General features: G+C 50.4%; 24 protein-coding genes. 14 read left to right on the top strand and 10 right to left on the bottom strand.

From position 1 onward, the window contains the following. The 10 genes from Q0688_RS15580 to Q0688_RS15540 form a co-directional block, all read left to right on the top strand. A partial coding sequence (locus Q0688_RS15580; protein ID WP_299078773.1) for a hypothetical protein occupies positions 1-344 on the top strand: 344 nt, incomplete at its 5' end. A gap of 308 nt (positions 345-652) precedes the next feature. Continuing rightward, entirely contained in the window at positions 653-919 is a 267-nt protein-coding gene (locus Q0688_RS15575; protein WP_299078770.1) for a hypothetical protein, read from the top strand. Further along, positions 916-1,098: a Lar family restriction alleviation protein gene (locus tag Q0688_RS27660; RefSeq protein WP_367179803.1), complete on the top strand. Its 183-nt coding sequence runs from the start codon at positions 916-918 to the stop codon at positions 1,096-1,098. The genes Q0688_RS15575 and Q0688_RS27660 overlap by 4 nt, the downstream gene beginning before the upstream one ends. A gap of 53 nt (positions 1,099-1,151) precedes the next feature. Continuing rightward, positions 1,152-1,733: a hypothetical protein gene (locus Q0688_RS15570; RefSeq protein ID WP_299078767.1), complete on the top strand. Its 582-nt coding sequence runs from the start codon at positions 1,152-1,154 to the stop codon at positions 1,731-1,733. Continuing rightward, on the top strand, positions 1,730-1,921 hold the full coding sequence (locus Q0688_RS15565) for a hypothetical protein (protein WP_299078764.1): 192 nt from the start codon (positions 1,730-1,732) through the stop codon (positions 1,919-1,921). The genes Q0688_RS15570 and Q0688_RS15565 overlap by 4 nt, the downstream gene beginning before the upstream one ends. A gap of 194 nt (positions 1,922-2,115) precedes the next feature. Continuing rightward, positions 2,116-2,253 carry a hypothetical protein gene (locus Q0688_RS15560; protein WP_299078761.1) on the top strand — a complete coding sequence of 46 codons (138 nt, stop codon included), beginning with the start codon at positions 2,116-2,118 and terminating at the stop codon, positions 2,251-2,253. A gap of 225 nt (positions 2,254-2,478) precedes the next feature. Continuing rightward, entirely contained in the window at positions 2,479-3,672 is a 1,194-nt protein-coding gene (locus Q0688_RS15555) for a DNA polymerase III subunit beta (protein WP_299078758.1), read from the top strand. Then, the gene (locus Q0688_RS15550) at positions 3,669-3,887 is read left to right on the top strand and encodes a hypothetical protein (RefSeq protein ID WP_299078755.1); all 219 of its coding nucleotides are present in this window, start codon (positions 3,669-3,671) and stop codon (positions 3,885-3,887) included. The genes Q0688_RS15555 and Q0688_RS15550 overlap by 4 nt, the downstream gene beginning before the upstream one ends. Then, the gene (locus tag Q0688_RS15545) at positions 3,884-4,792 is read left to right on the top strand and encodes a hypothetical protein (RefSeq protein ID WP_299078752.1); all 909 of its coding nucleotides are present in this window, start codon (positions 3,884-3,886) and stop codon (positions 4,790-4,792) included. Before Q0688_RS15550 ends, Q0688_RS15545 begins: the two co-directional genes overlap by 4 nt. Before the next feature lie 37 nt (positions 4,793-4,829). Continuing rightward, a complete protein-coding gene (locus Q0688_RS15540) occupies positions 4,830-7,298 on the top strand; it encodes a VapE domain-containing protein (protein ID WP_299078749.1) in 2,469 nt (822 codons plus the stop codon). Positions 7,299-7,377: 79 nt separating this feature from the next. Here Q0688_RS15540 and Q0688_RS15535 read toward each other — a convergent pair whose 3' ends face one another. The 3 genes from Q0688_RS15535 to Q0688_RS15525 form a co-directional block, all read right to left on the bottom strand. Then, on the bottom strand, positions 7,378-7,749 hold the full coding sequence (locus tag Q0688_RS15535; RefSeq protein ID WP_299078746.1) for a VRR-NUC domain-containing protein: 372 nt from the start codon (positions 7,747-7,749) through the stop codon (positions 7,378-7,380). Positions 7,750-7,899: 150 nt separating this feature from the next. Beyond that, positions 7,900-9,324, bottom strand: a complete 1,425-nt coding sequence (locus Q0688_RS15530; RefSeq protein WP_299078743.1) for a DEAD/DEAH box helicase — start codon at positions 9,322-9,324, stop codon at positions 7,900-7,902. Continuing rightward, the gene (locus tag Q0688_RS15525; protein WP_299078740.1) at positions 9,325-9,606 is read right to left on the bottom strand and encodes a hypothetical protein; all 282 of its coding nucleotides are present in this window, start codon (positions 9,604-9,606) and stop codon (positions 9,325-9,327) included. It lies immediately after the preceding gene. Between the two features lie 92 nt (positions 9,607-9,698). Here Q0688_RS15525 and Q0688_RS15520 point away from each other — a divergent pair, with 92 nt between their 5' ends. The 4 genes from Q0688_RS15520 (at position 9,699) to Q0688_RS15505 (ending at position 12,821) form a co-directional block, all read left to right on the top strand. Continuing rightward, on the top strand, positions 9,699-10,523 hold the full coding sequence (locus Q0688_RS15520) for a PD-(D/E)XK nuclease-like domain-containing protein (protein WP_299078737.1): 825 nt from the start codon (positions 9,699-9,701) through the stop codon (positions 10,521-10,523). Next, positions 10,513-11,466, top strand: a complete 954-nt coding sequence (locus tag Q0688_RS15515) for a recombinase RecT (protein ID WP_299078734.1) — start codon at positions 10,513-10,515, stop codon at positions 11,464-11,466. The genes Q0688_RS15520 and Q0688_RS15515 overlap by 11 nt, the downstream gene beginning before the upstream one ends. A 39-nt stretch (positions 11,467-11,505) precedes the next feature. Beyond that, positions 11,506-11,832 carry a hypothetical protein gene (locus Q0688_RS15510; RefSeq protein ID WP_299078731.1) on the top strand — a complete coding sequence of 109 codons (327 nt, stop codon included), beginning with the start codon at positions 11,506-11,508 and terminating at the stop codon, positions 11,830-11,832. A gap of 62 nt (positions 11,833-11,894) precedes the next feature. Continuing rightward, a complete protein-coding gene (locus Q0688_RS15505; protein ID WP_299078728.1) occupies positions 11,895-12,821 on the top strand; it encodes a hypothetical protein in 927 nt (308 codons plus the stop codon). A gap of 397 nt (positions 12,822-13,218) precedes the next feature. On the opposite strand, the gene Q0688_RS15500 is transcribed toward Q0688_RS15505, so the two are convergent. From Q0688_RS15500 to Q0688_RS15470, 7 genes are all read right to left on the bottom strand, one after another. Next, the gene (locus Q0688_RS15500; protein WP_299078725.1) at positions 13,219-13,653 is read right to left on the bottom strand and encodes a hypothetical protein; all 435 of its coding nucleotides are present in this window, start codon (positions 13,651-13,653) and stop codon (positions 13,219-13,221) included. Positions 13,654-13,778: 125 nt separating this feature from the next. After that, positions 13,779-14,084: a hypothetical protein gene (locus Q0688_RS15495; protein WP_299078722.1), complete on the bottom strand. Its 306-nt coding sequence runs from the start codon at positions 14,082-14,084 to the stop codon at positions 13,779-13,781. 12 nt (positions 14,085-14,096) lie between these two features. Beyond that, positions 14,097-14,513, bottom strand: a complete 417-nt coding sequence (locus Q0688_RS15490) for a hypothetical protein (RefSeq protein ID WP_299078720.1) — start codon at positions 14,511-14,513, stop codon at positions 14,097-14,099. Between the two features lie 256 nt (positions 14,514-14,769). Next, positions 14,770-15,075 (bottom strand): hypothetical protein, encoded by a 306-nt coding sequence (locus Q0688_RS15485; protein WP_299078717.1) that lies wholly within the window; start codon positions 15,073-15,075, stop codon positions 14,770-14,772. Further along, complete coding sequence (locus tag Q0688_RS15480) at positions 15,002-15,286, bottom strand: hypothetical protein (RefSeq protein ID WP_299078714.1); 285 nt, start codon at positions 15,284-15,286, stop codon at positions 15,002-15,004. The genes Q0688_RS15485 and Q0688_RS15480 overlap by 74 nt, the downstream gene beginning before the upstream one ends. A 364-nt stretch (positions 15,287-15,650) precedes the next feature. Continuing rightward, positions 15,651-16,367, bottom strand: coding sequence for a TIGR02594 family protein (locus tag Q0688_RS15475; protein WP_299078711.1), 717 nt, complete (start codon positions 16,365-16,367; stop codon positions 15,651-15,653). 55 nt (positions 16,368-16,422) lie between these two features. Beyond that, positions 16,423-20,769 (bottom strand): hypothetical protein, encoded by a 4,347-nt coding sequence (locus Q0688_RS15470; protein WP_299078708.1) that lies wholly within the window; start codon positions 20,767-20,769, stop codon positions 16,423-16,425. Between the last annotated feature and the right edge of the window lie 70 nt (positions 20,770-20,839).

Below are 20,839 nucleotides of genomic sequence, written 5' to 3'. Positions count from 1 at the left end.
TTGCTCGCCAGTATTCGCGTGGCGAAGTGTCGGCTGCTGCTTGGGATGCTGCTAGGGATGCTGCTTGGGATGCTGCTAGGGATGCTGCTTGGGCTGCTGCTAGGGATGCTGCTTGGGCTGCTGCTAAGGATGCTGCTTGGGCTGCTGCTAAGGATGCTGCTTGGGCTGCTGCTTGGGATGCTGCTAGGGATGCTGCTTGGGCTGCTGCTAGGGATGCTGCTTGGGCTGCTGCTAGGGATGCTGCTAGGGATGCTGAAGAGCAGTGGCAACTCGACCGACTTGTCCAACGAATGAGCGATACAGAGCCGCAAGATTGGCCTCTTGAACCTACAAGGAGTGTATGACAATGAAAAAACGAATTAGCGCTGAGGCGCACCTTCACCGGATGATTGAGCGCAAGCGATGGAATATCGCGTTCCATAGACGGCACCCACTAGGGACCGGATACGGACCCAAGCGAACCCGGTACATGCCACACCAAGGCCAGCAGGAGTGCGAGCGCCGCGCCGGGAGGCGTATATCGAAACAATTAAAAAGGCAGACAATGTTGATGACCTTAAAGAAATATTGATCAACATTGTCCATCAGATCTTACGATAACAGGAGAACGCAAGCCGTGATATTCTACAGCGCAGGAAGCCAGTTTTTCGAAATGAAGAACGACGCAGACACCCACCGCAAGGGGCTTGGGATGAAACCCAAGGATTGCCTTAAGATCTCAATCTCAAACCGGGAGGAGATGGTGGAGTTTCTCAACGGGATCTGTCAGGGAAAATTCACACCAGCAGGGAACCAGCGCGTGCCAGAGGAGTGGAAGACGGTTGCCAGTCGCGTGGACGTGGATGATGACCGCGTGCCGGACTACGTGCCGAGGTTCTTGTTGAGCCAAGAGCAGCGCAAGCAGCGGGAGGCGAGATGATGGCGATCATAACTCAACCATGCCCATTCTGTGGGTGTGATGAAAAAGATCTAACGCTCTCGTCTGAGAAATCCATCTCCTGCGTCTGGCACTTTGTTTTGTGTGGTAACTGCTCTGCGCAAGGCCCGCAGGAAAAAAGTGCGGGTGAGGCGTGGGAACGCTGGAATGATCGAATTTGACGAAACCCTGAACTCCATATAAAGACCTGTTAGCAAGCCAAAGGAAAACGACAATGACTAATGACGCAAAAAATTTCTACAATAAAATTAACTATTCCTTTCCACACATTTTCGGAAGTGCCGCAGTAGGTTACTACGCGGTTGGTCACGAGCAAGAGTGGCACGCAGCCTACGCGCGTAAAGAATTTGAAACATTGATATTAGATCTCGGTTATGAGGTGCGCAGGAAACCGAACGTTGTTCAGCAGTTCATGCGCGAACTGGCCACGCTGTCATCACTCCACGAAGATCCGTTTTCTGCTGCTGAGGCTCTCCCAGAGAACCAGCGTGAAATGTATTATATCTACAACGTCGAAAAACGTTTGCTGTGGCGGAAAGGTGGCCTTGGTCACACTAACGATCAAGAGGATGCTGCACTGTACCACGAGGCGCAGGCTATGGATATTTGTGCGCAGGGACCGGATCTTTCTCCCATCCTGCCAATAGCAGCATCAACACTGAAAAAACTCCGCTCTGCGCGTATGCGATGGAAGACAGAGGGGCGTAATCCTGTGTCAGTACAGCGAGAACCCCGCAAGATCCCGGAAACCGTATCAGAGGTAATCTGGCACGATGACGGTAAGGATCTGCTGTGACTGACACTATCGAAGTTGAGTGCCATATTAAAATCAATACAGGGAAAGCTGTATTGGTTACCGATATGTCATGGACTGTTAAGGCGTGGTTGCCGCTGTCTCAAATTGAGATGAGTGACAGCGATCACCCTCAAAGAAAATTCATCACTATGCCAGAGTGGCTGGCCAGAGAAAAGGATCTGATTTGATGGAGAGTTGGAGGTGGTATTTCGCTCTTTGTTTTATTCATTGGGGATATCGTCTAGCCCCGGATGGGGATGAAAAGATGAAACTGGCCCGTATGCTTTTGGAATTTTTAGAAACAACCAAACTGGAAGGAGAGGATGGGTAAACAGCGTTCTCGCAGGGCGCGCCTAACCCGTGAGTTGGCACGAGAGCAGAAATGGAAATGCTACTATTGCGAACAACGGATGGCGAAAGACTTGCAGGAAGCCAACAACGTACTGTCGAGGGTTTCCACAACCGAGAAGACACGCAGGCTGGCCGCAGCATGGCGTGTAGTCACATACGAACACCTTAAGCCCGTATCGAAAGGCGGGGAAGTTAGTGAGGAAAACGGCGCAGCGGCCTGCGCATGGTGCAATGGGTTTCGAGGGAAGTTTGATGAGAGCGTGGCTAAGAGATTGATCATGTATCTTGTTGGCCACAATCTCCATCCTCACCAGACGTTCATTAAGACAGGCCTACTGGTGACACCGCACCCATCAATTCGCGGCATGATAAAAATCGCAGAGGAGAATTTGGAATGCAAATAACAGCTCAAGCCAACGTATTGCGCGAGGCGCTCAAGCCTCACACACACGTCATCGAAAAAGCCAACACGATACCGATATTATTTTGCGTTCGACTGAAACTGAAAAAAGGTCGTCTATTAATCACCTGCACCGATTTGAATATGTATCTGGAGACGGATTGCGACCTATCTATCGGAGATGGGGACAGCGATACGTTTGATGTATGCACAAATCTTGCGCCATTGCTGGCTGTCATTACATCGATGAAAACAGACGCCGTTATGATCCAGTCTACCAATGACTTGCAGCTAGTTCTCTCAGCGCCCGGCGTGAAATGTATTTTACCAGCGTTACCTCCCTCTGATTTCCCGGAAGCCGATCTGGATAGGCCGTGGCTCTACAGAGATGAAAGCTTCGACAATGGCGAGTTTATTAGCCATTTAAGAGACGTACTGGACACCGTTTCCACAGAGGAAACACGGTATTATCTCAACGGTATTCACTGGTTGCGCGATAAAAAGAGCAGCTACATGGAGAGCACGGATGGTCATCGTCTCACTCGCAGAATTATTGAGAAAGAGGATGGTCTTCACCCAGTCAGAGTGAGTGCTATCATGCCAACCAAAGCGTGCAAGGTTTTATCCGCAGTCATGCCGACGGCAATTAAAGTCAGGACCCACTACTTGGAAGAAAAAGACAAGGCCGGGTCAACGATTGCAAGGCCTGAGTATATAAAGGTGAGTGGTCTTGGTGTCAGGTTGCTGTACAGGTTGATTGATGCCCAGTACCCGAACACGAACCGCGTGATACCCGATTATGGACCCTCTGCTACATCACTGACTACAAATCGCGAGGCTTGGTTGGAGGCCGCTGAGGCAGCTATGTTATTCAATAAATCCCTCAATCGCCAAACCAGATACGGGCGATCCGTGAAAATCGAGACTAACAGTTATGGCGATACCGAAGTATCGGTGGAGAGTATTGATATGGGATCAGTCCGGCGTAGTTTGAGGATAACCGCCAACAACGTTGAGCCCAAGCAAACATACAAGATTGGTTTCAACTCGAAATACCTGTTGAACACAATCAAGGCCTGCACCGGCAGTACCTTGACAATCAGGCAGGAGGACATTGGTTCTCCATGTCGCTTTGATGATGGTGACGACAACACTATCCGCATTGTGATGCCCATGAGGGTTGAATGACAACGACCAACTACAATGGCGGATCTCGCAACTCATTCAACGCTGGCACGCAGGAGGCAGAGATGATTGCCTTCGACCAGCTCGACGGTGAGCTGCGGCTGTTGCTCAAGAATACCAGTGTGCAATTCAGCGCGGTTCAGGTGACTGAGTTGCTGGCTGTTGAGGGTCGAGATTATATCGTGAATTTTTTGAAGGGTGTACAGGCGAAAATATGACCAAGCATAACGTGATCTACGATTTTATGGCCGACAGGTTCCGGGAGCTCGACAGCCAGCCCATTGAATTGGAGAAACTATTAATGGACGCTGAGAGAGAGGGGTTTGGCGAGATCTGGGATATGGACAAGCACGGTATGGCCAATGCTCTACAGGCGCGCGGCCTTGTCCTCCTGTCCGGCACAGTGAAACTCCCGGACGTGGAGGGAACCCCATTCGATCCTGTCGTCACCGGCTACGATGATTTCACCAAGAGAGCCCAAGACATCATGGCCAGCCAGACTGTACCACTTGAGGCAGATGAGATTGTTAGCCTTGTTGGCCTCCAGAGAGCTGCCATTCCATTCTCGAATATGAAGTTTCACCTTAAGAAAGTTGGCATCCATTATATCCCCGGTGTTGGGTACTGGAGATACCCACAATACACCCTTGAAGATGGAACATTCGTTTCAAAGCGATGCAGGTCAGAGCGGCAAGCACAGCTCGTTGAGGTTTTCCGTAAGCATGGGTGGCCTATCACGGGCCGAGACGCGACGGTATGGAGTGAAGGGTTTGTGACTAGTCGCTATCTGGTGAAGCAAGCCCAAATCAATCACGCGAGGATCTCCGGCCTTGGTAGCGGATTGTACGTGCCGAGAGACCAGACCGAGCGATGGCGTATTCCAATGTCTCGCAATGTAGTGGAAAGGATCTTGTCAATCGATCCGCGAGAGCTTATCCGTGATAAGCCGGAGTTGAGAATATTCAGAATATTGCTCTTGATGGAACGGAAGGGGATGGCTACCCTTGCTCGCTCGCGATCCAGCGTTGGCAATGAACGTTGCCAGACACTGCGAGCTAAATTGACGAAGGAAGGGAGGGAAACATTAGAGAGGATGAGCCAATCTTCTCAAGACGAATTTTGATCCAAACAGTTAATACGCAAGCCAGAAACGCAGCATAATGAGCAATGATAAATTTGACATTGACGGCATCCGAGATAAGTACCCGCTGCCCGACTTTGTATCAAGTTCCGGGATAAAACTTCGGGCATCAGGAAATGAGTTTTGGGCGTGTTGTCCGTTCCATGGTGAGAAGACTTCAAGCTTTCATATATTTCCATCCAACCAATCGGCAATCTACAAGTACCATTGCTTTGGCTGCGGCGCGTCTGGAGATGTGATCGACTACGCGCAGGAGCTGTATGGCACGGACTTTAAGGGTGCGGTCGAAATTATCACAGGCGAAACAGTAGCGACCGCCAAGCCACTTTCATACAAAGAGATTGTAGATCCATACGCTGGATATGATTTCCGTCGCCCCCCAGAAGACCAGTCGCCAATTAAACCGAACGAGAAAACACCGCCTATACTTAACCCAAAACGAGTTAATTCTGAAACGGGCAAACCGAAGGTGGTTCAATATACACCGTCAATGGTGTTTCCTTATAAGGATCGAAAAGGCCTTCTACTGGGTTACGTCCTGCGCGTCGAATTTGATGACAAGAAAATAACGCCGGGTGTATGGTGGATGAAGAACCACGATGCAAAATTTACAGGATGGAGCCATGGCAGTTATCCCGAACCCAGACCGTTATATGGTCTTGACCGACTTCACAAAAATCCAGACCACCAAGTCCTTCTTGTTGAGGGTGAGAAGTGCGCCGACGCTGGAGAACGATTACTCGCAGAAAAAAAGATCGTCTCGGTATCTTGGATGGGTGGTGGAAAGGCCATTGCCAAAGTCCACTGGAAATCCCTAGCAGGTCGATCCATCCTGATATGGCCAGATAACGACAAGCCCGGCTGGTCCACTGTAATGGGCGACGTTAAGCGAGATAAAGACGGAGAACCAATTAGGCCTATTAAGTGGGTTCCCGGCCTTGTGGAGCGCCTATACGCAGCCAACGTCAAGCGGATTAAGATAGTCCACATTACCCCAGACAGTAGGGAGAAGGGTTGGGATATTGCTGACGCGGAGAAAGAGGGGCTTGGTACCGATGGCGTATCCCTCATCATTCGCGACAGGATCAGACACTGGAGCCGGGACAAATTTGAGGCTTGGAAGGCTGACAAACTCCGCAAGGCAGACCCAGTACCCGAGAACAATGTCATTGAGCACCAGTCAAACCCTCAATCAGATGAACCACCAGCACCCTCAAAGAGACACTTCGAAATTGACGGGGAAAACTGGAGAAATCACCTCATCTTCAAAGCAGACGGAGACGGGATAAGAGGAACCAGCCTTCAAAACATCAACCTGATTATGACATACGATAACAGGTTTAGTGGCCTTTTCGCATGGAACGAATTTGCAACAGAGGTTTATGTGATGCGCAAGCCAGTCTGGGATCAAAGCGAACATACTGGGAAATGGGTTCCTCGAATGATTACCGATAACGATATCTCTAGCGCCACAGCATGGTTGGAATATACAGGTCTATCTCCGAAGCGGAATGATGTTGGCAGTATGATTATGGTTGTAGCCAAAGCCAATGCATTCAACCCTGTAACAGAGAAGCTCGAAAGCCTATCTTGGGATGGCGTGCCACGTCTGTTTGGTGGCCAAACCAACAACGGTAACATTCCCTGTATGCTGACCTATTATTTTGGCTCCGAACAGACGCGGGCGAATATGGCGTTTGGCGGCAAATGGATGATTGGAGCTGTGGCGCGAGCCTTCAAGCCGGGCTGCAAGATGGACACAATGATAATTCTTGAGGGGAACCAAGGCATCAAAAAATCCACAGCGCTTAAGGTTCTGTCTGATGCTGTTGCTCCAGATCTATTCACCGATCAGATCGATGACCCAAACTCAAAAGATGCAGCGCTTCAGTTGCAAGGATCTTTCATCGTGGAGATTGCGGAGCTGGACGCGTTCAGGCGAGCGGAGATATCCCAGATCAAGGCATGGGTATCTCGTATGGATGACAGGTTTCGCAGGCCTTACGGCAAGATCATTGAGAAGTTTCCAAGATCTTGCGTATTCGCCGGGACTGTCAACCCATCAGGAACCGGCTACCTCAAGGATGCCACGGGCGCGCGCCGGTTCTGGCCAGTTAAGTGTGACGGTATAGATTTGGATGCCATTAAATCTGATGCAATCCAGCTATGGGCAGAGGCAGTGAAGCGATATAAGGATGGCGAGATTTGGTGGCTGGAAGGCGAGGATCAAAAGGCAGCACACGAAGCTCAGTTGGACCGTTATGAAGTGGACCCTTGGGCTCAAATGATCAACGACTTTGCGGACACACAGAACCGCGTCACGCTGCATAACGTAATGGCCCACCTTGAGATACCAAAAGAGCGTCGAAGCAACCTCACAGCCAAGAGGATTGGGGATCACCTGCATTCTAAGGGCTGGACTAAAACCGTCAGTCATGGACGAGTTGTATACCTGAAACCAGAAGTTGACGCGGTGTCACAGGAATAGTAGACAACAGTTGCGCTTTGGCTTGCGCAAAACCGGGGCTCGTTGGCGCTTACCACTAGGCGCTGCGAGCCCCAACCTTTTAGGCATCAAGCGATCTATCGACCATGCCGATGCCGCCAAGCTTATTCACCATCTCAAGAAATTTCCTCTGCTCTGTCGTGAGCTGGTCATTCCCGGCCTTGACCTCTCTTGCGGTAAACAGGCCGACAGTCTTTCCCACCATCTCCTGAGTGACAACAATGGGAGTGATGCCGATGATATCGCTGGAGCCCTTGCATAACCCAGCGTGTAGCGGTCGCGGATTGCCAAGAGTAATTGCCGTCTTGGTTTTACCCAAAATCTTACCTACCCAGCCCATGCCGGTGTTTTGGCGGAATAATCGCGCTCCTCGTTTAGTGCTTGCGAGCAAGATACTGTCTGTAATTTCGTTCGCGGTGGGTTTTCCAGTCATCTGCATCAATCTCCGTTGCATGGTATTTGCGGCCAAATCTTAGAAATTGACCATCATATGTGTAAGCGTTCCAGTAATCGACAAACCAGCCATTGCTGTTCTTATCTGGACTTGTGCAATATTCTGCCCGCTCAATTAATCGAGTATCCATCATCTTAGGAAGTCCATCTGTCCGGCCAATCTCTTGTTGATGGCCCGCTCTCGTGCCGTCCATATGTGTGCCGCCCATTGCTCAGGGCTCTTGTATCCGCGTTGCTTTGCTATTCGTACCAGATCATCAACCGTTCGAGCTCCCCACTCCTCCTGCTTTTTGATCTTGCGACGTTCCTTCACGTCGATCTCCTCCAGATCTCCGTCCTCTTGCTCAACCTCGCGGCCCCCACCATCCGCAGGAGCCTTTTCTACACCGCACTCCGGGCACAGTTTGGCGCTTATCGGATACATGGCAAAACAATTCTCACATTGTTTAACCGTAGACCCGCCAGAGCCATCCTTCTCCACCCCCCGCAATGACCATTCTCTTTCATCATCAACTAGCCCGTGGCGAGAGATGTTCCCTGCGTGGTCCAAGATGATGGCCGGATGCGGTTTTGGCCTCAGTGAGCGTCCAACCTGCTGCATATAAAGGCCAAGAGACTGTGTTGGCCGGGCAAGTCCAACCGTCTCAATCGTCACTTCCATTTGAGCCTGAGCTGCGAGGTCGTATCCTTCTCCAAACAAATCAACATTGGTCAAGACCAGCTTTTCTCTGCGAGCAAATCGTTGAGCTGCATCCATTCGCTCTGCTGTCGAGCTGTTGCCGTCGAGGTGCAGTGCCGGTATGCCGCTCTCGCAGAATGATGCAGCGACGTGTTGGCTATGCTTGACGGATGAGCAGAAATACACCGCCAAACTGCCCGGTGCTATTTTCTTGTAGTGCCCAACCATATCACCGATCAAGACAGATCTATCCATGACCTCATCAATCTCTCCTTTCACGTAGTCACCGCGCCTTGTGGAGACGCCAGTGAGATCTGGAGCAGATGGTGCAAACGCGCGGTAGTCCGCAAGCGACCCCTCCTCAATCAACTCTCGGATTGTTGGCCCTATGACCATCTCGTCAAAATAATCATCAAGACCTTTACCATCCAACCGGACTGGTGTTGCTGTCAGTCCTATGTGGATGGTATCTGGCCACGCCGTCATAATCCGCGCCCATGTCTTAGCGCCTATGTGATGGCACTCATCCCAGATTGCGACCTTTGGAGCCTGTACCTTGGACAGCCTATTAGTGAGGGTTGGGATCATGCATACGGTCACAGGCGCGAACCGATTATGCCAGCGACCAGCGGCGACAAAGCTGTGTTCAATGTCATTGCTGAGAAACGTTTTGCTTGTTTGATCTACCAGAAAATCGCGATGACACAGAAACGATAGAGAGTTTCCACGCTTCACAACTCCATCAGCTATCAGGGCGGCAATTACGGTTTTTCCACCTCCTGTCGGTAGCTGAATGAGGACACGCTTTACGCGCCTGAGCGCGGCTCTGGTGTCATCCAAGACGCGCGCTTGGTATGGCCTTGGCTTGAGCTTCATTTACCCCTCCAGAGGGTGGCCACACTTTGGGCATACTGGGATATCTAGGCAAGATCTCACCTTCTCCAGCCACTCCTCTGGAGTTTCGTATTTGGCTTTATCCCAAGTACCCTTGTCGATAATATCACGAGCGCCCAGCATAATTGTGGAAATATGATCCTGCGGCACAGTTCCTCCGCGCCTGTCCTTCCACTGGCTAAGAGCCGAGGGGCTCAGGTTCAGGTATGAAGCCAGAACCACCTTCCCTCCAAACAATTTACCTAGTTCGTCTACGTCCATCATCTAATTTCTCCGTTGTCTTGACAACTAGTCAATACACCCTTATTGGTGTCGAAGCAAGCAATATTGACAAGTAGTTAAACCGGAGCAAGCCAATGCCCTTTGTGGATCAAACAAACGATGAATACCATAGTGACGATACAGCCGTATCCAAATCCAAGCTTTGGAAACTGTGGAACAAAACGCCATTTCACGCGAAGTACGAGCCGTACAAACCAAGTCACGCATTTGACTTTGGCACCGCTGCGCACACCGCCATCTTGGAGCCTGAACTGCTGGAGAGTGTCATCACCAGAGGGCCGGAAACGCGCCGTGGTAATCAGTGGAAGGAAGCTATGGATTTTGCTGAGTTCAACAACACCACTCTACTCATTGAAAAGGATTATGACAGCGTTCTGGTTATCCGGGATCTGGCTGACACGCTCTCCGAACTTCGCACGCTACGCAACAGCGAACACCTCATCGAACAGTCCTGCTACGCGATGGATGAGGAGTTTGATATCGGTATCAAGTGTCGCGGTGACTTCCTCAGCACTGAGCTCAATATCGGTCTTGATATCAAGAACATGGCCTCAGCCAGCCCGAACGAGTTTGATAACTCAATTGGTAAATTTGGTTATCATATGCAGGACACCATGTACCGGGACGTTTGGCGTCAGGGTGCAGGGCTAGAGATCGAAACATTCTTTTTCATCGTATTCGAGAAGGGTGATCCACCAACTGTGGCCATGTATGAAATGGACCGCAACACCGCTCTTGAAGGATACGCCGTCTATCGTGCTGCGTTGAAGAAATACGCAGAGGCATTCAAGAATGATGAGTGGCCTTCGTATCCGACCGAGATCCAGCCCATTGGCCTGCGTCGGTACCATTACAAACTGACTAAACCTGAATTGGAGATGACCTACGATGACGAATAAAACAGCAGTCGCTAAGCAACCAAGATCTCAGAAATTGGTTGAAATGTTTGATGAACAAAAGGACAAAATAGCCAGCACGTTGATGCCCGGCATAGACCCGAATAAGTTCATCCAAATCGTCAAGAATGCCGTACTGCAAAACCCGGACATTGCAGAGGCCAGTCATACCAGTGTCTTTCTGGAGTGCCAAAAGGCTGCGGCAGATGGCCTTGTGATCGATGGCAGAGAGGCTGCGCTGGTTGTTTACAATCAGAGTTACAAAGTCGGTAACGAGTGGAAGAAAAAGAAAGTCTGCACCTACATTCCTATGGTTGCCGGTGTTATCAAGCGCGTCCGATCCAGCGGTCAGATCCGCGCTTGGCAGGTTGGCGCAGTATATGCGGCAGAGATTGATCAAGACCGCTTCGACTACCACGCAGGAGACAATCCTTCCATAAGACACCATCCGGTTATCTTTGGTGATCGTGGCGACATTGTAGCCTTCTACTCCAGCGTAAAGCTTGCGGATGGCACCATGCACCACGAGCTAATGACGCGCGAAGAAGTCGATGGGATTATGCGCAGGTCCAAGACCTACGATAAGCAGAAGAATATTGCCAAAGGACCGTGGGCGACTGACTACGCCGAGATGGGCAAGAAGACCGTTATCAAAAGGCATTCCAAGCGATTGCCTATCGACGCAGATCTTGGCCACGTTCTTGAGCGTGAGAACGTCTTGTATGATTTTGAGCAAACAAAGGATGGATCGTTCGAGGAGGTTCCAGAGCCCCCTAAACACATTGCTCCTCGCAAGAAAAAATCGGCCGCAAAGAAACTCAAGGAAGCGGAGACACCGCCAGAGGAGGAGATAGAAGAAGCCGAAATCATCGAAGACGATGACGTTATCGATGGTGAAATCATCGAAGACGACGGCGATCAAATCAACCCGGACGACGAATTTTAATCGCCGTCCACAACACCAAGCCAAAGGAGACAAATAGTCATGGCATCAAAAGCAACTCTACCTCTCGCTCAAGCGGAGGCAACCAAAACCGTTTCTGGATACGCTATCCAGTTCTTGGGTTTCATTCCAGTACCCAAAGATGATTTGAGACGGCAGATCTCGGTCGCGGAAAAAATACTTGAGCTGGAAAGTTCCGACGAACCAAAGCCGGAGATCATAGCTGAGTTATTGGCCATGTCCCACGAGCCAAATATCCGCGCGCAGAGCCTCAATAAGCGGTTTCCAGTCAGTGAGGCTAACGCCATGCTTGGCGACGCCGCAGGGGCCGATGATGGAGAGGAGGGAGACCCAGAAGGATCTGAGTAACCTCGAATTTTAACAACGAGCTGGCCGAGAGGCTGGCTCGTTTTCGCAAGCCGGAGAATATTATGAAAGAGCAATTTATTAACAAGAGGTTCAACGCCAAGAGCGTGGCCACCATCAACGAAGCCAACTCCATCATTGATGAGTATCTTGGAAAGGGTTTTAGTCTCACGGTTAGGCAACTCTATTATCAATTTGTAGCCCGAGGCATGATGAAAAACGAGCAGCGCAATTACAAACGTCTGGTCAAGCTTATGTCAGACGCGCGATTGGCCGGGCTCACAGACTGGAAGGCTTTGGAGGACAGAACCAGAAATCTGGCAGGTGGTGATTGTGGTTTTGAAAACCCGGACGAATACATGCGGAGTATTGGTTCAGACTATTCCAAGGAATGGTGGACTGGGCAGAAAAATTACGTAGAAGTCTGGGTGGAAAAGGAAGCATTGGCCGGAGTGATTAGCAAACCGTGCAGAAAATGGCGCGTCAACTATTTCTCGTGCCGTGGCTACACATCTCAATCCGAGCAGTACAAGGCGGGAAGGCGTTTTTATGAACAGCTAAGCCTTGGCAAATCGTGTTATCTTCTCCATCTTGGAGACCACGACCCTTCCGGGATCGACATGACGAGGGATAACAACGATAGGCTGGATATGTTCTCACCGTCTGCCGTTACCGTCGAAAGAATGGCCCTTAACATGGATCAGGTTCGAGAGCAGCGCCCGCCACCAAATCCAGCTAAGGAAACAGACAGCAGGCATGGAGCTTATCTGGCAAACTACGGATCGAAGTCATGGGAGCTGGACGCGCTAGATCCTGATTACATATCTGACCTCATTACAACTAGAATTGAGGAGCTTGTTGATATGGATCTAATGAACGCGCGGAAACGTGAGGAGGCCGACGAGCGCTACCGAATAACCGAAATCGGTGAGGCAATCTCAGAGAACTACGAGGAAGTGCAAGCGTATCTTGAAGATCAAGGTTGGCTGTAAAAAGGTCTTGACCAATAAACATATATCGTGATAGAAACTTGCCAGTGACTAGTTACAAGGTTACTGGCAAGCCAAAGGAACGATACCATGACAATCACCACCCAACATGCCTGCGCAGAGTGTTCCTCGCCCTACACCCGCAAAAGAGTGACGCAGGATTTCTGCTGTAACTCCTGTATGAAGTCCTTCAACAATCGCCGGGCAATACGTGGAGCTCAACTCTACGACCTCTTTATGATAATGAGATTTGAGCGCAAGCGGGCAAAGGTTCGCGGAGTATGGGCGCTGGCCTGTAGGCTGGCCATGTACTGGAGGGAAGAAGATCTCCGGGACCGCAATCAAAACCGGAGCTGGAAACGCCTAGAGCACGCGGAAGATCAAACGAGCTGGGCGCGCGCTACCATCGTGCATCGCGGTTAAATCTAGTTGCGCTTTCGTCTCGCTCTAATGTATCCGACTGCGATGGCACCGATGAAAAGCGCGAAGTCAACCAGTGCGGGGACAACCCACCAGTTCGTATACGCAGTGACTGCAATAGTCGCAAGAACCACGCAGACAAAAATACACCACGATCTGGACCGACCTTGCCGCAAAGTAAAATACCTATGACACAAAGCGCTTCCAGCGTCAGGCGACTTTGATTGTACGTTGTAATATCCAAGTTATTGGATAGGTATAACAACGAAACTGCACCGACAAAACCACTAAATATTGTATCGAGATAAATGAAAGTCAGCACAGCAAGTGCAAACGTACAAAGAAAGTAGTAAGTCTCTATGTTTGGTGCGCCTGAAAACTTGATAAGCTGGACCGAAACGACGGTAACAATCAAACTAATAGCTGCATTCTGGTTACGGAAACACCACTTGGTGAAGGGGAGGCGGAAACCCATGAACACTAGAGCACCAAGAGCGATGAACAAAGTCCAGACCGGAAATCCAATTGCCTGTAAGAACATCAGCGATCAGACGCTGTTATGATGGGCGTGTCGTCGCCAGTAAGGGATAGCGCGGTGCACTGGACGTTCGATAGCTGGCTGTGCGCCGCTTCAATAGCCCGCAATCCACTCTCAATATTCTTGATCGCGGTCCTGAGATTGTGCCCTATCATGTGTTCGGCGCTGTTCTCACACCTACCGACAAGACGCTCCAGCAAGTCCGGGTAGTCGTCGTTGACCAACTCGTTAAGATGGTTCTCGGCGCGCACCAATCGGTGTGACGCCTGACGCATGGCTTTGTGGTCGTCTTTAGTAAATTCTTTCATGTCATTGCCCTCTTATTTTATGGTGACCTTACCTACGATAGACGCGGTAAATCCTTCGTTAGTCTTATATTCCCACGATGCGATTGCAACGTCACCCGCCATAAGGTCCGGGCACTTGTCTCCAGTCCAATCAGACGGCGTGAAACTGACAGGGCTTCCTTCGTATGGAGCCGTGTTACCGCCGTCACAAAGTATATGAGTTCCGCGCAAGACCTTGGCCGACCAGTTAGCCTGTATGACAGCCCGGCCCACAGGAACCACCAACTGATGAAATTCGCCATTCTCATACGTCAGGGATTTCAGATCAAGGTGGTAGTGAGTTGGCGGCTTAGTGAACTTGTTGGCGATATCAATTGACCCGACGCCACCGAGAAACCCCAACGAACCAAGCGCAGCTATACCGACCGCCGTGAGTGCTGATGTATTCATTAGAACCACCCTTGAGATTTGGACCACGCGCCGAAGATTGCGGCAACTAAGACAACAGGGCCACCTATCCTGATCATTCGAGAAACCACTACAATCCCCTCTACAACTGAAGATGTATCTTCAAGGACGGGCCATCTTTCGGTAAGTTTATTTAGCATGTGCCTGTGCTTTGCAGCTTCGGGTCCTGTTATTGGCTCGGTCGAAAAACCGCCCCCATCAAAAGGGTCATCCATATTGTAGCCTCATCTCTATGCCGTTACTCTGGCACGCCCCGTGTGTCGGTTCTTACCTTGTTATACCATGCCGCACAACGCCTAGTTCTTGCGTTCTGTCTGCTGAGCGCCTGATCTGTTCTAATCAACGCAACGTCCAGCCTTTCCCCGGCGCGAACGCCACTCCGCGCAGTCTTGGCACAATCATCTGGCAATATAGGCAGAACTACACCCGCCAACTGACCAGCATTTATTGCAGCGTCCAACGCCTGTTTCTCAGCGGTTACGCAACCTGTTAACGAGATTGCTATCAACAGCACACTGAGCGTTGACTGTAGTGTTGTTCGCATATTCTTCCAGCTCCAAACTCGCCTCAGCCGCAGCCTGTTCGGCTACTGCCGCCTGCTTAATGAGCGCAATCTTTGCGTCCTCTGCGGCCTTGATCCATTTACCTTGCGTCTCGACAGTTGATTTCAGCGTGGCAATTGTCACTTTGTCGGCCAAGGCCTGCTTTGCGTTTCGTACTGCCACAGTCTTATCGATGATGTGCCACGTGTACATAGCGGACAATCCGACCATCAATCCAATGGCGATCAAGCCAGACTTACTCAGCAGTATCCTTGCGAGTAACGCGCCCATCAGTCCCCCAGACCGTCGTTTGGGTCCGCCACTCCCGTAGGTACATGAACCTCATATTCAGATTTACTCTTGTTCTGGTATTTTTCGACCGACCTACCAGCCACATACGTACCTGTCACAACGCCACCCATACCAAGCATCGTAACAAGGATACTTGAAGCCTGTTCAAGTGTGATCCACCTCAACCAAAGCATAGCAATTAGCGATAAACCCAGTACAGCAAAAAACAGAATGAATACCCAGCCGAACACTGGACGCCAAGCGGACTTGATTGCCGCAAACGAAATCATGCCTCATTCCGAGACATTGCGCCCGCAACAGTCATGCGCTCAAGTTCTGGACCAGACCACCCGGACGGACCGCGACACTCTAGCAAGCGGTTTTTGGCGATTTTTGCGATAGTCACGTTATCAGATTGATTACCACCCAAGATCACATAGTAATCTGGACCCTCGCCAATGATGAATGCGACGTGACCATTACCGGATTTTGTCTTGTGAGTACGCCAGAAGACACCAATGCACCAAGCGCACGGGTTAACTTCTTGACCAAATGCGCGCCATGCACGAGCGCCAAGGCGATTGAATTCCTGAGCTTCATCAGGCGCACCGATTGACATGCAGTGCGCAACGAACAATCCACACCAAGGAACGTCATCGCCTGGATACCATTGATCCAACTCTTCCGCCCAATCCATGATGATCGGATTGTTACCCTTACCGCGAACCTCGCGAGTGCCCAACAGGTTGCGGGCTTCTGCTGCCCATAGCGGTTCCCCCGGTTGCGGCTTCGGCTTGGGTGCTGGCTTGGCGTCCGGGCTGAAGATCGCAGTCATGGTCAGCGGGCCGATTTTGTCCCGTGGTGCCAGACCGTGATTGCGCTTGAATTCGATCACCGCGTTTGATGTGCCTGGACCTTCCTGCCCATCGACCACCAAACGATAGTAACCGAGGTACGCGAGGCGCTGTTGCGTGACTGTGAGTAGTTGCGTTTTCATGCTCATGCTGTTGTTTCCTTTCAGTTAACGGGGCCGTCAATGATGTTATCGAAGTGGGTCATCAGATATCACCGCCTAGGCAAACGACATTTAAGCTCCCGTCGAGATCAACCAGAGATGTGAAATCTGCTGTGTCGTAAACTCTAATGCGAAGCACTGTCGCAGTTTTAATGTAGACCACAGCCTTTTTGTCCGCGTCGAGATAATCTTCCGTCAGTGCAACCGCATAGTCCGCTGTTGCCACTGCATTGTCGAAAGTAATCGTATAATCGCCTGTTGCATTTCGGGCGACAGAAGCTGCATTATAGTTTGAAGCACTCAAGGCCAACGCATTGGTGAATGCACAGTGAAGAACAGCCGCTCCAATATGACCCATCGGTGTTGCTTTGACACCAGCAGCAACTCTCTGCGCTTCTAGCCGCCTGTTTACTGCTGCTGGCGTGACATCATAGGTGATAGCAACACCGTTAGGCGTAAGAGAATTTGCATCCAACCACGAAAAAATTGGATCGACGGTAACTTCTTCATTGTGAAATCCCCCTGTTCTTGTTGGAGTAACTGACAAAGAACCTCCAACAGCAACATCTGTGTAATTCTCCCCCGGCCTCAGTCCACAAAACGCAATACGTCCAGTTTTTTGGCCAAAGTAAATCGGTAGCCCTTGCGTCCTGCTGTAAGTGGCCGTGGTAATAGTTGTTGAGCTGGTTTCCGCAGGGCCAACCCTTGAAAGAGTTTCACCAGCTTGGAATGAGCCACTTAACCACACCAAGACCATACTTGTTGCAGCTATGGAAACGACCTGTCCAACTGCCCCTGATGTATCCCCAACCAGAATATCATCTACAACGGGATTGGTAGTGAAATGATCGGTCCCTACGCCAGCAATCGCCCATCGCTTGACCCAAATATGAATAGATGCGCCAGAAAACGGAGACGAGCCCGCAACTTGATTAGCGTATGTCTCGTAAAGTGTCCGAAAAACATCTGTATCTTCATCAAAGATATTATGTGAAGCCCTAGCGGGATTATCTTTTGATTGACCTACGCCAAGTTCACTATCGTGGCCTGTGATGTTTTTCCGTACATTTATTACTTGAGCCGGATGATAGGCCGCTTCAATACGTTGTTCATTGACAATGCCATCCACATTAGCATTCGCATAAAATATCCGTTCCTCGTTTGAAGCGACAATTGATGTGTCAGATAGATCATCTTCCCCGAAATATTTAAGAATGGAGCGTTCGGGAAACGTCAAGCTAAGGATATTGAAACGAACATCTTTCGGGACACGAACAACACCGCCGCCTGATGGAAGTGCTGCTAATGCTAAGTCAACTTCAGTAGAATTATCTGTGGAGCCGTCCTGTAGCGCTCCGTGGTCCATTGGGTTGATGTCCCAATTGGTTTGGGCTACCCAACCTGTGTTTCCCACCCCAGACTTTTTAGTGTAGAACGTTGTACCCTCCGCACCATTAGTTCTCCGATACGTGCTGCCAACCGCCGCTGTTAAAACACCTTCTGGTGAGCCTGAGCCTGTTTTGTCAGTGACGCTTCCGCCTGACGTGCCGAACCTAATCGTTCCGCCCACCGCTTGGAGTTCTGTTGCAGCACGAATATAGTCTGCTTCCGCTGCACCGGCCCCAATATTCGAAAGACGCAGAACTTCTAAATTGCTCGTTTCATTTAAGAAAACAATATCACCGGTCGAAGCTTCAAGCTGCATTCGAGCCTGTTGAGTTGGATTACCAAAATCATCGACCATAATGATTTCAGCATTTGTGAACGCGCCGTTGATGGTGTTGGCTTGCTGAATGCCCAATATCCCGCCCATCGTAAACGGATAAACAGCCTTGTCGCCTTGGATGTTGGAGAAGAGATTGCCACTCTCTTTGGCAGAAAACCCTAACCGATTGCTTCTGGACGTATAGGCCAACGTTCCGGCGTCCGTAATAGTATCCGTTGTTGTTTCGGCAGCAGGCTCAAGAATAACGGTTTCTCCGACAACAAACGTTCCCGAAAGCCACGAGATAATCACGCTACCTACATTAATCTGTTTCACCCAACCGCGAGCGCCGGATGTTGAGCCCTTGATCATATCGTTGACCGCGAGGGTGGCGGAAAAACTCGACTGATCGATGCCCGTTAAAGTGTATCTTGCTTCGTGAATTTGGGCGGTCCAACCATCATCTGCACCGGGGGACGATGTGTCGCCAGCAGCATCAGTATATTTTAGCTGAACCCTGTTGATCCCGTCCTGTCGCCAGACATATGAAACACGACCGAATTCGACATCTTGTCCGGCACCAACATTAGGGGCATTTACATCCCTTCGAACATCAAGAATTTGCCCGGTTGAGTACCCTGAAGAAAGTTGATTTTCGTTGGCATACCCACTCGAGTTGTTGTTTTGAATGAACAACACACGCTCGTTAGTGGCGTTAGCTCCTGGTTGTCCGGGTGACGAAGTATCATCGTTGGCGCGATAATTGAGACTGTAATACCCATTTGAACCGGAGTTGTTGGGAAACGTCAGCGCCGATAAATCAAAGTAACATTTGTCAGGAACAAAAACCTCACCCCCATCCGCCGCATCAAGTGCTGCCTGTACTTTTGCCGTGTTGTCGGTGCTTTCATCTAATGTTGGGTTGTAATCACCTACAGAAACCCCGTAGATATTAAGTGTTGCCCTTGCCGCTTCTGCGTCTGCGTCGTCTGTAAGTGTTGCGCCGAATGCCGAAACACCGCTTGCCATGAACGCACCGGCAGTGGCAACATTAACGGCGTTTACCGTGGCATCAGAACCATCTGCACCGTCAGCACCTGTCGCCCCTGTAGCCCCAGTGTCACCTTGTGGACCTTGAGCCCCCGTGGCCCCTGTCGCTCCAGCAGGAATACCGAACGTAAGTGTTCTGTTCGCCGACGTACCTGACAAAGCTACTGTTGGAGATGCACCGGCAGCAAGACCGTTGGCAACAACATTGGCGAGGAACTCGGTACCCCGGAAATTTAAAGCATCAGCAGGCAATGCAACAATTGTCCCGTTAGGCCCATAGTAACCTGTTTGCGGTTTCGTGCCAGTTCCACCCGTCCAATCATCGACTTTGAAAACAATGCGAGATGCCCCGTCCTCATGTGCCTCCCAAACTGGCGTCCAAGCATCCGATCCATACGATTGAGCCAACCACTCAGACAGCGTGAGTAACCCACCGCCCGCAACGTACAACTCATACGCACTCAACCCGTCTTGAGGATTTTTTTGGCCCGCAGATAAAATTTCCCTCACAGTGACCACGGATACGCCACGTTCATGCTCATTCGTATCTACATCGTTGTAAGTCCTATTAAGAGCCAGCTCAGTCGTACTATTGAAGCGGCAATGTATTTCATACGTATACGAACCGGCAGCGCCGGGGGTGTCTTTAAGTTTTATTGGCTGCGGAGCCATAATGGAATTTTGCGATTGGTCGTAAACAGTGGAAGAAAGGCCGGAAACCCGATTACCGGCTGCGGCTGGCGTTCCTACCTCAACCGACGCGCCTGCGCCAAGTTTACGCTTCACATAAAACATTGCGTTGTAGTACATGTCTACTTGAAGCAGCGCATCTAGCTCCACGGTGCTGTCAGCTTCAGCAACTGTGATAGTAATATCAAGGTGCGTTAAATGCAGATCTGTCGAAGTCCCATAGCGCACTGGTGTATCGACTTGGATTGTGTTGTAGCCAGCTACTGAACTGGTATTGTGTGCATTGATGAGCGCATTTATAGCCGCATCAGACACACCCATTGACAATTTTCTTACACTACCATCCAGTACAACTGCTTTTGTAAGGTTTCCGGTTACTGCAATCTTATCGTCAAGGCTATCTGGAGCCGCATCAACGTCATCCGTCTTGACGCCACCTGCCTGAGCCGCAGCGGTTTCCGCAGCCAATTTATCCGCAGCTACCTGCGCGGCCTGAGTGTCAACCTGTACGCGATTGGCTTCAACGGCAGCAACATCAAGGGCAATGTCGCCCTCTCCTACGGAAGCGTTAATATAGCCATCTGCGTTTGAATTACCTACCAAAGCCTTACCAGCCTCTGGCGCAGGTATATCTCCGGCCAAGGAAGTTCCTTTTTGAACTTTTAACGAACGACCTGCCTCCTCGTCCACTTCTTGGATCTGCATCTCAAGCCGGTCGAATGTATCTTCATGCACTGTCGCAAAGAATTTTCCATCACGCCCAATAGCATTGGGTTGCGTTTTTCCGGTGTCGCGATAGGGGAAAACAGTGACCCCGCTCAGGATTGGATTATTCGGAGATACTGGGTACGTAATTGTGCCGCCATCACTAGATTTGATATCGGCATCCGGGATGGTAAACCCTGTGCTGATTATGGTTTCAGTGCCATCCGTTGCCCGTAGCAATAGGCGTATGTCTGAGATGTTATCAACACGGAAACCGAAGTCCCATGATCGATTGGTTCCATCCGCCGTG

Origin of the sequence: uncultured Paraglaciecola sp. (assembly GCF_937123705.1) — a bacterium.
Lineage (GTDB): Bacteria > Pseudomonadota > Gammaproteobacteria > Enterobacterales > Alteromonadaceae > Paraglaciecola.
Note: the sequence above shows the minus strand (reverse complement) of the source record. Positions and strands in the feature narration are given on the sequence as shown.

Bases quoted from the DNA above. Each gene is read 5' to 3' on its own strand.
- Q0688_RS15570 (WP_299078767.1), top strand. From the start codon at position 1,152: ATGACTAATGACGCAAAAAATTTCTACAATAAAATTAACTATTCCTTT.
- Q0688_RS15550 (WP_299078755.1), top strand. From the start codon at position 3,669: ATGACAACGACCAACTACAATGGCGGATCTCGCAACTCATTCAACGCT.
- Q0688_RS27660 (WP_367179803.1), top strand. From the start codon at position 916: ATGATGGCGATCATAACTCAACCATGCCCATTCTGTGGGTGTGATGAA.
- Q0688_RS15480 (WP_299078714.1), bottom strand. From the start codon at position 15,286: ATGTACACGTGGCACATCATCGATAAGACTGTGGCAGTACGAAACGCA.
- Q0688_RS15560 (WP_299078761.1), top strand. From the start codon at position 2,116: ATGGAAATGCTACTATTGCGAACAACGGATGGCGAAAGACTTGCAGGA.
- Q0688_RS15475 (WP_299078711.1), bottom strand. From the start codon at position 16,367: ATGAGCATGAAAACGCAACTACTCACAGTCACGCAACAGCGCCTCGCG.
- Q0688_RS15490 (WP_299078720.1), bottom strand. From the start codon at position 14,513: ATGAATACATCAGCACTCACGGCGGTCGGTATAGCTGCGCTTGGTTCG.
- Q0688_RS15575 (WP_299078770.1), top strand. From the start codon at position 653: ATGAAGAACGACGCAGACACCCACCGCAAGGGGCTTGGGATGAAACCC.
- Q0688_RS15530 (WP_299078743.1), bottom strand. From the start codon at position 9,324: ATGAAGCTCAAGCCAAGGCCATACCAAGCGCGCGTCTTGGATGACACC.
- Q0688_RS15510 (WP_299078731.1), top strand. From the start codon at position 11,506: ATGGCATCAAAAGCAACTCTACCTCTCGCTCAAGCGGAGGCAACCAAA.
- Q0688_RS15545 (WP_299078752.1), top strand. From the start codon at position 3,884: ATGACCAAGCATAACGTGATCTACGATTTTATGGCCGACAGGTTCCGG.
- Q0688_RS15555 (WP_299078758.1), top strand. From the start codon at position 2,479: ATGCAAATAACAGCTCAAGCCAACGTATTGCGCGAGGCGCTCAAGCCT.
- Q0688_RS15540 (WP_299078749.1), top strand. From the start codon at position 4,830: ATGAGCAATGATAAATTTGACATTGACGGCATCCGAGATAAGTACCCG.
- Q0688_RS15495 (WP_299078722.1), bottom strand. From the start codon at position 14,084: ATGAAAGAATTTACTAAAGACGACCACAAAGCCATGCGTCAGGCGTCA.
- Q0688_RS15505 (WP_299078728.1), top strand. From the start codon at position 11,895: ATGAAAGAGCAATTTATTAACAAGAGGTTCAACGCCAAGAGCGTGGCC.
- Q0688_RS15525 (WP_299078740.1), bottom strand. From the start codon at position 9,606: ATGATGGACGTAGACGAACTAGGTAAATTGTTTGGAGGGAAGGTGGTT.
- Q0688_RS15515 (WP_299078734.1), top strand. From the start codon at position 10,513: ATGACGAATAAAACAGCAGTCGCTAAGCAACCAAGATCTCAGAAATTG.
- Q0688_RS15485 (WP_299078717.1), bottom strand. From the start codon at position 15,075: ATGCGAACAACACTACAGTCAACGCTCAGTGTGCTGTTGATAGCAATC.
- Q0688_RS15535 (WP_299078746.1), bottom strand. From the start codon at position 7,749: ATGACTGGAAAACCCACCGCGAACGAAATTACAGACAGTATCTTGCTC.
- Q0688_RS15520 (WP_299078737.1), top strand. From the start codon at position 9,699: ATGCCCTTTGTGGATCAAACAAACGATGAATACCATAGTGACGATACA.